This is a genomic window from Brevundimonas sp. (assembly GCF_041919755.1).
Classification (GTDB): Bacteria; Pseudomonadota; Alphaproteobacteria; order Caulobacterales; family Caulobacteraceae; genus Brevundimonas.
In genome coordinates, this window is record NZ_JAYRTD010000004.1 from 38,985 (window position 1) to 54,177 (window position 15,193).

Annotated in this window: 12 protein-coding genes; 4 read left to right on the forward strand and 8 right to left on the reverse strand. The window is 67.5% G+C overall.

The genetic code is table 11. From position 1 onward, the window contains the following. Positions 1 to 31: 31 nt before the first annotated feature. The 5 genes from ACE3TH_RS06895 to rimP all read right to left on the reverse strand — a co-directional run bounded on the left by ACE3TH_RS06895 (position 32) and on the right by rimP (position 6,652). On the reverse strand, positions 32 to 544 hold the full coding sequence (locus ACE3TH_RS06895) for a hypothetical protein (RefSeq protein WP_374598659.1): 513 nt from the start codon (positions 542 to 544) through the stop codon (positions 32 to 34). A gap of 65 nt (positions 545 to 609) precedes the next feature. After that, complete coding sequence (infB, locus tag ACE3TH_RS06900; protein WP_374598661.1) at positions 610 to 3,594, reverse strand: translation initiation factor IF-2; 2,985 nt, start codon at positions 3,592 to 3,594, stop codon at positions 610 to 612. Between the two features lie 78 nt (positions 3,595 to 3,672). Further along, on the reverse strand, positions 3,673 to 4,344 hold the full coding sequence (locus ACE3TH_RS06905) for an RNA-binding protein (RefSeq protein ID WP_374598663.1): 672 nt from the start codon (positions 4,342 to 4,344) through the stop codon (positions 3,673 to 3,675). Positions 4,345 to 4,362: 18 nt separating this feature from the next. Next, positions 4,363 to 6,102, reverse strand: coding sequence for a transcription termination factor NusA (gene nusA, locus ACE3TH_RS06910; protein ID WP_374598665.1), 1,740 nt, complete (start codon positions 6,100 to 6,102; stop codon positions 4,363 to 4,365). A 4-nt stretch (positions 6,103 to 6,106) separates the two neighbouring features. Beyond that, positions 6,107 to 6,652, reverse strand: coding sequence for a ribosome maturation factor RimP (gene rimP, locus ACE3TH_RS06915; RefSeq protein ID WP_374598667.1), 546 nt, complete (start codon positions 6,650 to 6,652; stop codon positions 6,107 to 6,109). Between the two features lie 189 nt (positions 6,653 to 6,841). Between rimP and ACE3TH_RS06920 the strand changes: the two genes are divergently transcribed. Further along, the gene (locus ACE3TH_RS06920; protein WP_374598669.1) at positions 6,842 to 7,330 is read left to right on the forward strand and encodes a hypothetical protein; all 489 of its coding nucleotides are present in this window, start codon (positions 6,842 to 6,844) and stop codon (positions 7,328 to 7,330) included. Positions 7,331 to 7,336: 6 nt separating this feature from the next. On the opposite strand, the gene trmB is transcribed toward ACE3TH_RS06920, so the two are convergent. Further along, on the reverse strand, positions 7,337 to 8,032 hold the full coding sequence (gene trmB, locus ACE3TH_RS06925; RefSeq protein ID WP_374598671.1) for a tRNA (guanosine(46)-N7)-methyltransferase TrmB: 696 nt from the start codon (positions 8,030 to 8,032) through the stop codon (positions 7,337 to 7,339). Positions 8,033 to 8,114: 82 nt separating this feature from the next. Next, positions 8,115 to 9,305 carry a methionine adenosyltransferase gene (gene metK, locus ACE3TH_RS06930; RefSeq protein ID WP_374598673.1) on the reverse strand — a complete coding sequence of 397 codons (1,191 nt, stop codon included), beginning with the start codon at positions 9,303 to 9,305 and terminating at the stop codon, positions 8,115 to 8,117. Positions 9,306 to 9,500: 195 nt separating this feature from the next. Here metK and ACE3TH_RS06935 point away from each other — a divergent pair, with 195 nt between their 5' ends. From ACE3TH_RS06935 to ACE3TH_RS06945, 3 genes are all read left to right on the forward strand, one after another. Beyond that, entirely contained in the window at positions 9,501 to 10,430 is a 930-nt protein-coding gene (locus tag ACE3TH_RS06935; RefSeq protein WP_374598675.1) for a nucleoside hydrolase, read from the forward strand. Further along, positions 10,427 to 11,275: a ribokinase gene (locus ACE3TH_RS06940; RefSeq protein WP_374598677.1), complete on the forward strand. Its 849-nt coding sequence runs from the start codon at positions 10,427 to 10,429 to the stop codon at positions 11,273 to 11,275. Before ACE3TH_RS06935 ends, ACE3TH_RS06940 begins: the two co-directional genes overlap by 4 nt. A gap of 67 nt (positions 11,276 to 11,342) precedes the next feature. Further along, a complete protein-coding gene (locus ACE3TH_RS06945) occupies positions 11,343 to 14,183 on the forward strand; it encodes a M16 family metallopeptidase (RefSeq protein WP_374598679.1) in 2,841 nt (946 codons plus the stop codon). Between the two features lie 42 nt (positions 14,184 to 14,225). Here ACE3TH_RS06945 and ACE3TH_RS06950 read toward each other — a convergent pair whose 3' ends face one another. After that, a complete protein-coding gene (locus tag ACE3TH_RS06950; protein WP_374598681.1) occupies positions 14,226 to 14,900 on the reverse strand; it encodes a bifunctional 4-hydroxy-2-oxoglutarate aldolase/2-dehydro-3-deoxy-phosphogluconate aldolase in 675 nt (224 codons plus the stop codon). Positions 14,901 to 15,193: the final 293 nt, after the last annotated feature.

Here is a 15,193-nt window from a genome sequence, read left to right on the forward strand (position 1 = left end):
GCGGCATAGTCAACACCAGCCACCGGATCTGTCAGGGCCTCGCTGCCGCCGCATCGGCATCCGGCGACGCCGCCGGCGGCATGGCCCACTCGCCGCGCCAGTCATAGGACAGCTCCACGCAGTGTCGGTAGGTGCCGTCGGTCCAGCGCCCGACCGCATGCAGGGTCAGGGGCCGTCCCAGGCGCACCCGCCCCAGTACTAGCCACGCCTCGTCGGCACTGGGACACAACGCACGGCTGAGGCCGCGTCCGCCGCCTTCGGGACGGATCGTATAGACGCTGGTCTCGCGAGAGCCTTCAGGCAGGACGCGACGTACGGCATCCGGCCCCCCGCGACGGATGTCGGCGGAGCCGCGGTTGGAGGTGGAGATGATCCGCCGCACGCTGATCGCGCCGAACAGTCCCCGGTCCGCCTCCAGCGTCACACCGCGCGTCAGGGCCTGGGTCACGCGATTGGACGCATCGAACGCCAGGTAGCGCGTCTCGGCCATCGCCGGTCCGGCGACGGAAACGAGGGCCAGAAGCGGGATCAGAAGGCGTTTCATGAGGCTTAATCCTCAATGCATGAGGCAAAACGGAGGCACGTCCCCGCGCCTCCGTCCTGTCGTCACTAGTCCAGCGTGCGCTTGATCTCTTCGACCGTGAAGCACTCGATGTAGTCGCCGGCCTTGATGTCCTGGAAGCCCTGGAAGTGCATGCCGCACTCCTGACCCGACGGGACCTCGTTGACCTCGTCCTTGAAGCGCTTGAGCGTCGTGAGCGTGCCCAGTTCCAGAACCACGACGTCGTCGCGGATGATACGGACCTTGGCTCCCTTGCGGACCACACCCTCGGACACCCGGCAGCCGGCGATCTTGCCGGTCTTGGAGATGTCGAAGACCTGCAGCACCTGAGCGTTGCCCAGGAAGGTTTCACGCTGCAGCGGAGCCAGCATGCCGGACAGCACGCCCTTCATGTCGTCCAGCAGGTCGTAGATGATGGAGTAGTAGCGGATTTCCACACCCTCGCGATCGGCCAGATCCTTCGCCTGTTTCGAGGCCCGGACGTTGAAGCCCAGGATCGGCGCACCGGCCGACTTGGCCAGTTGGACGTCGCTTTCGGTGATGCCGCCGGCACCCGAGTAGACGACGCGTGCGCGCACCTCGTCGTTGCCCATCTTCTCCAGCGAGCCCTGAATAGCCTCGCCCGAGCCCTGAACGTCCGACTTGATGAGAATCGGCAGCTCATTGATCTTCTTGGTGCCCAGCTTGGCCATCATGTCGACCAGGCTAACCTGGTTGATGCCGCCGGTCGCCTTTTCGCGCTTCTGACGGGCACGGAATTCGGTCAACTCGCGGGCGCGGGCCTCGTTCTCCACCGTAGCGAAGATGTCGCCCGGCGACGGAGCCTCGTCCAGACCCAGGATCTCGACCGGTACGGACGGGCCGGCCTCGGTCAGCTGTTCGTTGCGCTCGTTCAAGAGGGCGCGAACCTTGCCCCAGGCCGAGCCCGCCACGACGATGTCTCCGCGCTTCAGCGTGCCGCGCTTGACCAGGACGGTAGCCACGGGGCCGCGGCCCTTGTCCAGCTTGGCCTCGATGACCACGCCTTCGGCCGAGCGTTCCGGATCGGCCTTCAGGTCCATGACCTCGGCCTGCAGCAGGATGGCCTCGATCAGGCCGTCCAGATTGGTCTTGGCCTTGGCCGAAACCTCGACGATCTGGGTGTCGCCACCCAGGGCCTCGCCGATGATCTCGTACTGCAGCAGTTCATTCACGACCTTCTGCGGATCGGCGTCCGGCTTGTCGATCTTGTTGACGGCCACTATGATCGGGGCATTGGCCGCCTTGGCATGCTGGATGCTCTCGATCGTCTGGGGCATGACCCCGTCGTCGGCCGCCACCACCAGGATGACGATGTCGGTGACGGTGGCACCGCGCGTCCGCATGGCGCTGAAGGCCGCGTGCCCGGGCGTGTCCAGGAAGGTCACGGCCTCGCCCGACGGCGTCTTCACCTGATAGGCGCCGATGTGCTGGGTGATGCCGCCGGCCTCGCCCGCCGCCACGTCCGTGGTGCGCAGCGCATCCAGCAGGCTGGTCTTGCCGTGATCGACGTGACCCATGATGGCCACGACCGGCGCTCGCGGCGTCGTCGCCTCGTCATCCACGGCGTCGGACAGGAAGCCCGTCTCGACGTCGGATTCGGATACCCGCTTGACGGTCATGCCGTATTCGTCGGCCACCAGTTCGGCGGTGTCGGTATCGATGACGTCGTTGATCTTCATCATCATGCCCTGCTTCATCAGGAACTTGACGATGTCGACGCCGCGGACGGCCATCCGGTTGGCCAGGTCGCCCACGGTGATGACGTCGGGAATGACGACCTCGCGCGGGCGGTTCGGCGTATCGGTAGAGCCACCCTTGCGCTTTTCCTTCTCGCGTTCGCGGGCACGGCGGACCGAGGCCAGCGAGCGCATGCGCTCGGCGGTATCCCCGTCACCGGCCAGGGCCGAGATGGTCAGGCGCCCTTCGCGGCGCTTGGGCTCGCCGCGCGTGCGGCTGACAGCCTTGCCGGCGTCGGAGAAGCGTTTGTCGCGGTCGTCCTCACGGCTGACCGGGCGAGCAAAGCCGCCACCGGGCGCGCGGCTGGGACGCGCCACCTCGGCCTGGGCGGGCGGGGCGTTAGGCGCAGGGCGACCGCCGGGGCCGGTACGTGCGCCACCCGGACGGGCCGCTCCCGGTGCCGGGCGCGGGTTTAGGGCCGAATAGCGGACGGGCTCAGCCGGCTTGGCCGGACGACCCGACGAGGCGGCGGGACGGTCGGAATAGGACTTTTCGCCGCCGCCCATGGCCTGTTCACGGGCGGAGCGACCGCCAAAGGCCGGACGCTCGGCAGGCGCGCGCGAAGGATTGGGAGCTTTGGGCACGCGCTGGCCGAAGTTGACGACCGGACGGGCGGGCGGAGCCGGGCGCGCCGGTGCCGCAGGGGCGGGCGTCGGGGCCGGTGCGGCAGGCGCGGGCGTCGGGGCCGCGGCGACAGGCGCGGCCGGCTTGGCAACAGGCTTTGCGGGTGGAGGCGCGGCGGCCGCTAGTTTGGAGGCCTCAGCCCGGGCGGCTTCGGCGGCGGCACGCGCGGCGGCGGCTTCCGCTTGGGCGGCATTGGCTGCCTGTTCGGCGGCGGCGGCCTGTTCGCGGGCAGCGGCGTCGCGGCGCGCCTGTTCAGCGGCTTGGGCGCGGGCTTTTTCGGCCTGGGCCTGGGTGGCCAGTTCGATGGCGCGGCGACGCGCCTCCTGCTCCTCTTGAGACAGGCGACCGCCGGCCGGCCCAACCGCAGGCGGAGCAGACGGACGCGGCGGCGGAGCGGCCTCCGTGCGCGGACGTGCGACATCGAAGCCCTGCGGACGCTGATGGCCCGGCGTCGCTCCGACGCGGCGCTTGGTCTCGACCACCACGGTCTTGGTCCGGCCGTGGCTGAAGCTTTGCTTGACGGTGCCGGCCGAAACCGCTCCCGCCTGGCGTGGCTTCAGGCTCAGCGGCGCGCGCGGTCCCGTCTGGGAGGGGGTCCCGGTCGGAGCCTGCGGTGCGCCGTCTTTGGTCTTGTCGTTCTCGTCAGTCATTCGGTCGCTTTACTCGGGGCAGCAGGACATCCGCCACCCTCTCGTTCAAACACAAAAAGCCGCGCGTCGCCCCGCCCCCTATGAGGGAACGGAACTCCGCCCGTCAGAATCCTTGCCCGGGCCCTCAGCCGCTCCGACGCCCCAGTCTAAGGGTGTCAGCGATCGAAATCCCGCCAGCCGCTCGACCTCGATGGTCCAGCGATCGGCCCGCCCGCCTGTCAGCAGGACGGCATGTATCGCATTTTCCAGCCCAAGGGCCAAACTCAAATCGTCGGCGCTGAATGTGCCGCACACTTTCGGGGGCGGCGACATGTGCGCGGCTAGGGCCAGCAGCTTGCCGCGTCCGTCGGCAGAGCCGTCCGAAGCCTCCACGATCCAGGCCACCTTACCGGCTCGGATATTGGCCAGCGATTTTTCGAAGCCAGAGATAAGCACGCCCTCGCGCCGGGCAAGACCCAGCTGATCCAGACAGCGCCGGACCAGCAGGCCTTCGACCGTATCGGCCAGATCCGCGGCCGGTTTCAAAGGGGCCTTGGCCGCGCGGCTGAACAGGTTCTTCTTCACCGCCGACTGGATGGAGGCGCGATCGGCGGCGACCCAAAGACCGCGCCCGGGCAGTTTGCGCCCAAGGTCGGGGGCGACCGAACCGTCCGGGGCGGCGACGAAGCGGATCAGACGAGACTCGTCCATGACCTGGTGCGTCACCAGGTCCCGGCGTTCCCTATCGATCGTCGCGTCGCGCAACCCCATGGACGGTCAGGTCTCCCATCACGCGTCGCGCGTGTCGTCGGAGTCCTGATCCAGGACCTCGTCGGCATCGGCATCGGCTTCGGGCGCATCACCGAACACAGCGTCGGCGTCATATTCGCCCTCGGCGTATTCGACCTCTTCCTCGTATTCCGGCTCCGGCGGCTGGGGCAGTTCGGAGGCATCGATCCAGCCGGCGGCCACGCGGGCCTGAAGGATCAGCATTTCGGCCTCTTCCTGAGCGAGGTTGAAGCTCTCCAGCACGCCGGGCACCTTCACCCGCTCGCCGTTCTTGACCTCGTATCCACCGCGGATTTCGTCGGTGGCCAGATCAGCCAGATCCTCGACCGTCTTGACCCCGCCTTCGCCCAGGGCGACGGCGATGGCACCGGTCACGCCCGGAACCGACAGGACGGCGTCCTCGACGCCCAGTTCGACGCGCTTGGCGTCCAGTTCGGCGGCCTGACGGTCCAGGAAGTCGCGGGCGCGGGCCTGCAGCTCCTCGGCGGTGTCCTCGTCGAAGCCTTCGATTTCGGAGATTTCGTAGGACTCGACGAAGGCCAGATCCTCGACCGTGGCAAAACCTTCGGTGACCAGCAGCTGAGCGATGACCTCGTCGACGTCCAGAGCTTCCTGGAACAGGGCCGTACGCTCGCCGAACTCCTTCTGGCGACGCTCGGAGTCCTGGCTTTCGGTGATGATGTCGATCTGCCAGCCGGTCAGCTGACTGGCCAGACGCACGTTCTGGCCGCGACGTCCGATGGCCAGCGACAGCTGCTCGTCCGGCACCACGACCTCGACGCGGTCGGCTTCTTCATCGAGCACAACCTTGGACACCTCCGCCGGGGCCAGAGCGTTCACGATGAAGGTCGGCTCGTCGTTGTTCCACTGGATGATGTCGATCTTCTCGCCCTGCAGTTCGGCGACGACCGCCTGCACGCGCGAACCGCGCATACCGACGCAGGCCCCGACGGGATCGATGGAGCTGTCGTTCGACAACACCGCCATCTTGGCGCGCGAGCCGGCGTCGCGAGCGGCGGCGCGGATTTCGATCACGCCGTCATAGACTTCAGGCACTTCCTGGGCGAACAGCTTGGCCATGAAGCCGGGGTGTGAGCGCGACAGCATGACCTGCGGGCCCTTGGCCTCGGCCCGGACGTCATAGATGTAGGTGCGGATCCGGTCGCCGATGTTGAACACTTCGCGCGGGATGGAGTCGTTACGGCGCATGATGCCCTCGCCCCGACCCAGATCGACGACGGTATTGCCGTATTCAACGCGCTTGACCGTGCCGTTGACGATCTCGCCCACGCGGTCCTTGAACTCTTCGTACTGGTTGGCGCGTTCGGCGTCGCGAACCTTGCCCATGACGACCTGGCGGGCCATCTGGGTCTGCACCCGGCCAAAATCGAACGGCGGCAGGTTCTCGATGTATTCCTTGCCGACTTCGGCTTCCGGATCGCGCTTCGAGGCGTCGGTCAGGCGCACCATGGCGCTGTCGTTGAACTCTTCCAGCTCGTCTTCCGGCTGCCAGTCGTCGGGCACGATAGTGACGTGACGCGTCAGGCTTAGCTCGCCGGTCTTGATGTCGATCTTGGCGCGGATGTCGTGGTGGGCACCATAGCGCGACTTGGCGCCCTTCTGGATCGCCTCCTCGATCGCCTCGACCACGATCTCCTTGTCGATATTCTTCTCGCGCGCGACCGCATCGGCGATCTGCAGCAGTTCAAGACGGTTCGCGGAAACGCCGGCAACAGCCATGTCTTTAGTCCTCGGTCTCGGTTGTATCGTTATCATTGCGGGCGGCGCGCTTTTCAGCCCCCGCCTTCATTAGTTCGTCGGTCAGCACCAGCTTGGCATCCACTAGCCAGTCGAAGGGGATCAGGGCGGTGTCCTCCTCACCGTCCAGATCGATGGCGATGTTTTCGCCGTCGGTTCCGGCCAGAACACCCTTGAAGCGCTTGCGGCCCTCGACCATCCGGTCGGTTTCCAGTCGCGCCTCATGGCCCTCGAACAGATCGAAATCGGACTGGCGCGTCAACGGACGGTCCACGCCCGGCGACGACACCTCCAGCAGATATTCGCCCGCGATCGGATCGGCGGCGTCGAACACCTCGGACACCGCGCGGCTCAGGCGGGCGCACTCCTCGACCGCGATGTCGTGGTCGCTGGGCCGTTCGGCCATGATCTGCAGGCGGCGACGCAGGGTCCCGCCCATCAGCCGCACGCGCACGATATCGAGACCCAGGCTCTCGGCCACGGGTTCGATCAGCTCCAGCAGAGCGCGGTCTTCGACGGTCTTGGCCTTCAAGGCTCTGGTCTCACAGGCAATAAAAAAGCGGCGGGCCATCCGGGGCCGCCGCTCGGAACGACGCCGTTTGACGCCGGTCTAACGATGTAGGGTGGCATATAGACCCCCTGAAAGACTTTGTCAGCCCCTTCTCGCAACGGGCCGACGACAGAGATTGCCTTCCCCGCCCCGCGCCGCCAGAAAGCGCCGATGAAAATCCACTGGATCGGACTGAACACCACCGGCCGCCTGGGCGTGTCGCGCAAGCCCGACGGGGGCGAGGCCCTCGACGAACAGATGGCCGGTCTGTCGCACGGCATGGTCGATCATGTCATCAGCATGCTGGAGCCCTTGGAGGCCCAGAAGCTCGGCCTCGCCGACGAGGGCGGGGCGGCCGCGCGCCACGGCGTCGGCTTTCACAACTTCCCCATTCCCGACCACGGCCTGCCCGCCGATGTCGCCGCCTATCGCAAGCTGGCCCAGGCCATCGACCGGCGGCTGCGCGCAGGACAGGCCATCGTGATCCATTGCCGCGCCGGTCTGGGCCGCGCGCCTTCCCTGGCGATCTGCGCCCTGATCGTCGGCGGCATGGACCCGGACGAAGCCGTCCTTCGCGTCGGCAAGGCGCGCGGTCGCCCCGTGCCCGAAACCGACGAACAGTTCGCCTTCATCCGCACCTTCGCCGCCCTGCGCGACTGAAGCCGATCAGACCCGCCTGAACTCCATGAACAGCGGCGTAGTGTCGCCCAGCTGCTTTTCCTCATAACGGGTGGTAACATGGTCGTCCCACGGTACGGTCCAGTCGTCATCGGGAGATGGCACCCGCTCCAGCCCCGGCGTTCTCATCAGCCGCTCCAGCGCCCAACCTGCATAGTCCTCCCAGTCGGTCACGAACCGCACCACCCCGCCGGGCTTCAGCAGTCGCGCGATCTCGGTCGCCGTCTCATCCTGCAAAAGGCGCCGCTTATTGTGCCGCACCTTGTGCCAGGGGTCGGGGAACAGGATCATCACCCGGTCCAACGATGCGTCCGGCAGGGCCGTCATCACCGCCCGCGCATCGTCGGCATGGACGCGCACATTCTCCAGCCCACCCTCATCGATATGCCGCAGGACCGAGGCCACGCCGTTCAGGAACGGCTCGCACCCGATCATCAGCACGTCCGGATGACGTCCGGCCTGGGTCGCCAGATGTTCGCCCCCGCCAAACCCGATCTCCAGCCAGACGCCCTCGGCTCCCGGCATCAGCGTCTGCGGATTGATCGGCCCCGCCGCCGGATCGGGCATGGCGATGCGCGGCAGCAGCGTATCGAACAGCGCCGCCTGCTTCGGCTTGATCGGCCGCGACTTGATCCGGCCGAAGGAGCGCAAGGGGCGGTGGGTAGGGTCGGGTAGGTCGGACATCGGGGCGCTATAGCTGTCCCTCCCCTTCATGGGGAGGGTGATCGCGCTGCTAACGCGTGAGGAGGGCTGAGCAGCTCAGCCTTCAGCCCGCCAGTGCCTTCAGCTGATCCACCAGATCCGTCTTCTCCCAGCCGAACCCGCCGTCCCCATCCGGCTCGCGCCCAAAGTGGCCATAGGCGGCGGTGCGGGCATAGATGGGCTTGTTCAGACCCAGGTGCTGGCGGATGGCGCGCGGCGTGGCCCCGCCGATCAGGCCGAGCAGTTCGCTTTCCAGCACACTCTCGTCGATCCGGCCCGTGCGGTGCAGGTCGACGTGGATCGACTGGGGCTCGGCCACGCCGATGGCATAGCTGATCTGGATGGTGCAGCGGTCGGCCAGGCCTGCGGCCACGACGTTCTTAGCCAGGTAGCGACAGGCATAGGCCGCCGAACGGTCAACCTTGGTCGGGTCCTTGCCGCTGAAGGCACCGCCACCATGAGGGGCCGCCCCGCCATAGGTGTCGACGATGATCTTGCGCCCGGTCAGGCCTGTGTCCCCATCCGGCCCGCCGATCTCGAAGATGCCCGTCGGATTGATGTGCCAGACGGTGTTCTCGTCGGTGAAGCCCTCGGGCAGCACCTCCAGGATCAGCGGCTTGACGAAGGCCGCGACCTGATCGGCCTTGCCCGCCGCATGCTGGGTCGACAGCACGATGGAGGTGGCCCGCACCGGCTTGCCGTCCTCATACTGGATCGTAACCTGCGACTTGGCGTCGGGCTCCAGCAGAGTGTCGCCTGCATGGCGCACCTCGGCCAGCTTCTTCAGGATGGCGTGGCTGTAGGCCAGGGTCGCCGGCATCAGCTCGGGCGTTTCGTTCGACGCATAACCGAACATGATCCCCTGATCGCCCGCGCCCTCGTCCTTGTTATCGGCGGCGTCGACGCCCACGGCGATGTCCACCGACTGGCCATGCAGATGGTTCTGGAACTCGAAAGTCTTCCAGTGGAACTTGTCCTGCTCATAGCCGATGTCGCGCACGGCGGCCCGCACGGCAGCCTCGATCTCGGCCTCCAGACCGGGCACCCACGCATCGTTCTCCCAGATGCCCTTGCCGCGGATTTCGCCGGCCAGCACCACAAGATTGGTCGTGCACAGGGTTTCGCACGCCACCCGCGCCTCGGGATCGCGCGCCAGGAACAGGTCCACGACGGTATCGGAAATCCGGTCCGCGACCTTGTCGGGATGGCCCTCCGAAACGCTTTCGGACGTGAACAGGAAGGTGGATCGGGACAAGGCGGACTCCAGTCGGGCCGTACGGGCCGCCAGACATATAAGGACATCCTTATATGTTCAACCCAGGCTGCGGCATTCAGACCGCATCAAGACAGCCATTGTTACGTCTGCAGGTGGTGCGAGGATGCATTCTGGACAAGAGCGCCTGCTCACCCAAGGCTTGCCCATCTGCGCGACCCGCTTCAAACCAGCCGCATGACGACGCAATCCCTGATCATCGACTGCGACCCCGGCGTCGACGATGCCGTGGCCCTGATGCTGGCGTTCGGATCGGCGCGGCTGGAGCTTCTGGCCGTCACCACGGTGGGAGGCAATGTCCCGCTGAAGAAGACGACGCGCAACGCCCTGATGCTGCGCCAGATTGCGGGGCGTGAGGACGTGCAGGTGCGACCCGGTGCCGACCGGCCCTTGCGCCGAAAACCCTCGGGGGCCAGCGAGTTCCATGGGGAGGAGGGGCTGGGTTATCTGCCGCCGTTCACGCCCGATCGCGGCATCGCGGACGGGCATGGCGTGGACGCGATCATCGACAATGTCATGAGCCGGCCCGAGGGCTCGGTGGCCTTGGCCATCCTGGGACCGATGACCAATCTGGCCCATGCCCTTCGCAAGGAGCCGATGATCCAGAAGCGGCTGGGCCCGGTTGCCGTCATGGGCGGGGCCCGCAGCGAGGGCGGCAACATCACGCCATCCGCCGAGTTCAACATCTGGGCCGATCCGGAAGCCGCGGACGAGGTCCTGCGCAGCGCCTGTCGGGTGGTCATGTTCGGGTTGGACGTGACCCATCAGGTGCGGGCGACGGATGTACGGATCGCGCGACTGGCGGCGCTGGGCACCGCACGGGGCGACACGGCGGCGGCGATGATGCGGTTTTCCCAGGACGTGGAGAAGAGGATCGTCGGCTGGGACGCTCCACCGCTGCATGATCCCTGCCCCGTCGCCTGGCTGATGAACCCGGACCTGTTCACGCTGAAGCCCTGCCGGATTGCTGTGGAGGTGCAGAGCGAACTGACGCGCGGCCATACGGCGGTGGAATTCCGCGTCGATCCCGAGACGGCACCGCATCGCTGGGCGACAGGCGTGAATGCCGACGGCGTCTTCGATCTGATCGCGGAGAGCTGTACTTGAGGATCACTGTCGTCGGCTCCATCAATCTGGACTTCGTGGCGTCGGCCCCCAGCCTGCCGGCGGCCGGCGAGACGGTGACCGGCGCGACCCTGGCGCGGCATCCGGGCGGCAAGGGAGCCAATCAGGCGCTGGCGGCCCAACGTCTGGGGGCCCAGGTCTGCATGATCGGGCGCGTCGGACGCGACGGTATGGCCGAAGAGGCGCTGGCGCTTCTGCTGGCCGACGATGTCGATACCGGCGGTGTGCTGACCGATGCGGAGGCTCCGACGGGCGTCGCCCTGATCGCCGTCGATCCGGACGGCGAAAACCAGATCGTCGTCGCGGCCGGGGCCAATCACCGGGTCATGCCCGAACAGCTTCCCGCGCGTATCGAAGGCCCCCTGATCCTTCAGATGGAACTGCCGGTCGAGACGGTGGAGGCGGCAGTCGGTCGGGCCACCGACTTCGTCTGCGTCAACCTGGCCCCCGCCGCACCGGTGTCGGACCAACTGCTGCGCCGCGCCGACCTGATTGTCGTCAACGAGAGCGAGGCCGCCTTCTATGGCGACCTGCTGCATCACGGCGGCGGTCGGGTGGTGGTCACCCTGGGGGCACGCGGAGCCGAGATGTACCAGCGCGGAGCCCTGATCGCCTCGGCCACCCCGCCCAAGGTCAAGGCGGTCGATGCCACCGGTGCCGGCGACTGTTTCGTCGGCGCGATCTGCGTCGCCTTGCTGGAGGGCCAGTCGTCCGAAGCCGCCCTGACCTTCGCCTGTGCCGCAGGCGCCATCGCGGCGACACGGCCCGGAGCTCAGCCCTCCCTGCCGACGCGGGACGAGGTCGAGGAGATCATTACAAGTTCGTAACTAGGGCCGGCCGTTGCGCGGGATAGGGTCTAGCACCTGTTCAGAGACGCCTATCGGGAACCGCCACATGACACGCACCGCCGCGCTGCTGGGAGCCTCGCTGCTCGCCCTCTCCATGCCCGCCGTAACCTGGGCGCAGAGCGCGCCCGCGCCGATCACGGTGCCGCCGCTGGAATACAATCACCGCGAACTGGCCAATGGGCTGGACGTCTACGCGATGCCCGATCCGACCGCCGGCACGGTGACGGTCCAGGTCTGGTATGACGTCGGCGGCAAGGACGATCCGCAGGGCCGCAGCGGCTTCGCCCATCTGTTCGAACACATCCTCAGCCGTAAGACGGTCAACCTCCCCTATGGACAGATCGCGACCCTGGTCGAGAATGCGGGCGGCACGCGCAATGCCTCCACCAGCCAGGACATGACCAACTATTACGAGACGGTCCCGCCCCAGTATCTGGAGACCATGCTGTGGACCCACGCCGAGCGCATGGCGCGGCCCGTGGTCGATCAGGCCGTTTTCGACGCCGAACGCTCCATCGTGAAGGAAGAGCTGCGCCAGCGCGTCTATGCCCCGCCCTACGGCCGGTTCGGCACCTTCGTGATCGGCGACAATACCTTCGACGAAAGCGTCTATCGCCGCAGCGTGATCGGCTCGATCGAGGAGCTGGACTCGGCCGTCATCGAGGACGCCCGCGCCTTTCACGAAGCCTATTACCGTCCGTCTACCGCCACCCTGATCGTGGCCGGCAACTTCGACCAGGCCCAGCTGGACTCCTGGGTCGATCAGTATTTCGGAGACATCGAAAATCCGGCGCGCCCCGTGCCGGTGATGACCCGGCCGGTGGAAACGCCCCGCACCCAGCCGCGGCTGGTCGAGGCCTATGCCCCGAATGTGCCCCTGCCGGCCGTCGCCGCCATCTATCCGGGCGTCAAGGCGTCCGATCCGGACGCGGCCGCCCTGGAGGTACTGTCGGCCATCATGTCACGCGGCGACAGTTCGCGCCTGTATCAGGCCCTCGTCTATGAGAGCCAGTTGGCCTCAAGCGCCAGCCTGGGGTCCAGCACTCTGGAAGAAGACGGCTCGATCGTCGTCAGCGCCATCGTTGCCCAAGGCAAGGCCATCGGCGATGTCGAGGTCGCGCTGAACGCCCAGCTGGATCGTATCCGCAGCGAGCCCGTCACCGAGGCCGAACTGGCCGAGGCCAAGACCGAGATCGTCTCCAGCGAACTGCGTCAGCGCGAAACCGCTTCGGGCCGGGCCTTCGTCCTGGGCAGGGCGCTGGTAGACGAAGGCGATCCGCGCGCGCCCGACGCCAATCTGGTCGCCATCCAGGCCGTCACCGCCGCCGATGTGCAGAGGGTGGCCCGCCGCTATCTGGATGAACAGGCCCGGGTCTCGGTCCGCTATCAGGACGAAAGCGCACGGCCTGCGGGTGTGGCAGAGGACAGCTGGGAGAACCCGGCCCCGATGCCGACCTTCGTGACCGTGCCGCCCGCCATCCTGCCGGCCAACGAACTGCTGCCGGAGGGTCAGCGCATGGCCCCGCCCGCGCCGGGCGAGGTTCGCGCCATCGCCGCGCCGCAGATCGTGGAGCGGACCCTGTCGAACGGCATGCGCCTGATCGTCGCCAAGTCCACCGACCTGCCCATCGTCAATGTTCAGTTGGTCATCGGCGGCGGCGCGGCGGCGGATCCGACGGAGCGTCCGGGTCTGGCGACCATGACCGCCGCCCTGGCCTCGCAAGGCGCCGGAGATCGCACGGCCCCGGAGATCGCCCGCACCCTGGAGGCGCTGGGAGCCAACATCGGCGGCGGGGCCGGGGCGGATGCCACCACCCTGTTCCTGTCTGCGCCCATCGCCTCGGCGGATGCCGCGGGTGCGGTGCTGGCCGATGTCGTGATGCGCCCGACCTTCGCCGAGGACGAGGTGGCCCGCAGCCGGACCCAGGCGGTCAACGGCCTGCGCGTCAATCTGCGTCAACCGGGGCCGCTGGCGTCTCTGGTTCTGGGCCGACTGGCCTACGGGGCTGCCCCCTATGGCGCGCCCAGCACGGGTACGCCGGATTCGCTGCAGGAGCTGACACGCGAAGAGATCGCCGCCTTCCATGCCCGCTGGTGGCGGCCCGATAACGCGGCCATGATCGTGACCGGCGGCATGACACCGGATCAGGCCGTGGCCTTCGCCGAACGCACCCTGGGCAACTGGACAAAGCCCGCCGAGGCCCTGCCCGTCGTGGCCAACCGCGCCGGCACCCCGACCCCACCCCGCGTCGTGGTGGTCGACCTGCCCGGTGCCGGTCAGGCAGCCGTCGCCGCCGCCGTGCGTGGTCCGCGCCGCGCCGACCCGGCCTTCCATCCGCTGAGCGTGGTCAACAGCATCATCGGCGGCGGTTCCAACGGCCGTCTGTTCCAGGAAGTGCGCGCCAAACGCGGCCTCAGCTATGGGGCCTATTCCTCGCTGGCGACACGCGTAGACGGAGGCCTGCTGTCCGCCACCACCCAGACCAAGAACGAAAGCGCCGCCGAGGTCGTCGCCCTGGTCCTGGCCGAGTTCGACCGCCTGCGGACCGAGCCGGTCAGCGACACCGACGTCACCAACCGCGAAACCTGGCTGACCGGCAGCTTCTCGCGCGCGACCGAAACCACGGGGGGTCTGGGCGGGGTCCTGGCCGAGGCTGTCACCAACGGCCTGCCGCTCAGCGAGGTCGAAGCCTATCCCGACCGCATCCGCGCCAACACGCCCGAGACCGTGACCGAGGCGGCCCAGGCCGTCAGCGCGGAGGGGGCCTATGTCGTGGTGGTCGGCCAGTCGGCGATGTTCATCGACGCCCTGCGCGCCGCCCATCCCGATGTGGTGGTCGTCCCGGCGGCCGATCTGGATCTGAACAGCCCGACGCTGGGGCTGTAGGCACCGCTTGTCCTCCCCGTCGCCTGCGGCGATGGGGAGGGCCTATGTCCCTGAGCGAAACGTCCTGATCGCCTCGACCGTCTGGCGCACGCTGGCCTCGATCCCGGCCCAGTCGCCCGCCTTGACCGCAGCGTCGGTCACCAGCTTCGATCCCATCCCAGCTGCCACGATGCCCGAGCCGAACCATTTGGCGATGGAGGCCTCATCCGGATCGACGCCACCGGTCGGCATGATCTTGGTCCAGGGCATGGGCCCCATGACGGCCTTGACGAAATCAGCTCCGCCGACGCTGGCGCCGGGGAACAGTTTGACGATCTCGCAGCCCAGCTCCTGGGCCTTCAGGATTTCGCTCACCGAGCCGCAGCCGGGGAAGTAGGCGGTCATGCGCCGGTTGCAGGTGCGCGCCACTTCCTCCACCAGACCCGGACTGACCACGAACCGTGCGCCCCGGTTCAGGAACAGGGCTGCAGTCCCCGCATCGACGACCGAGCCGATGCCCAGGACGATGTGCGGATCGGTCTGCTGAAGCTCGCGCGCGATCTCGCCGAACAGGTCGCAGGCGAAGTCGCCGCGATTGGTGAACTCCACCACCGGCGCGCCACCCCGTGCGCAGGCGCGGATGACGTTCAGACAGACGTCCCGGTCGGGATGATAGAAGACGGGCGCGATGCCCTGCGCTTCCAGGGCGGTCAGGACGGACAGACGGTCGTGGCGCATCGGCGTTCAGGCTCCACCGGAGTTCGGGACAGACCTGCTTAACCACCGCACGGGTCGTGTCAAAGCCGGCCCGCCAAACTTTGTGTTTCGCCTGTCAGGCGGCACCGGGCTTCTCGTTGCGGGTCGCCTGGCACAGGTCGCAGAACTCTATGCCGGGTCTGCGCCGGTCGGGGCGCCAGCGATGGCGTTTGCATTTCAGTCGGCGGACAAGACGGCGCAGCGCACGAAACATGAGGTCTCTGTGAAGGAGTTCGGTATGTCGGGTATCCGGCGTTCTTCCAAAAAAGGCGTTT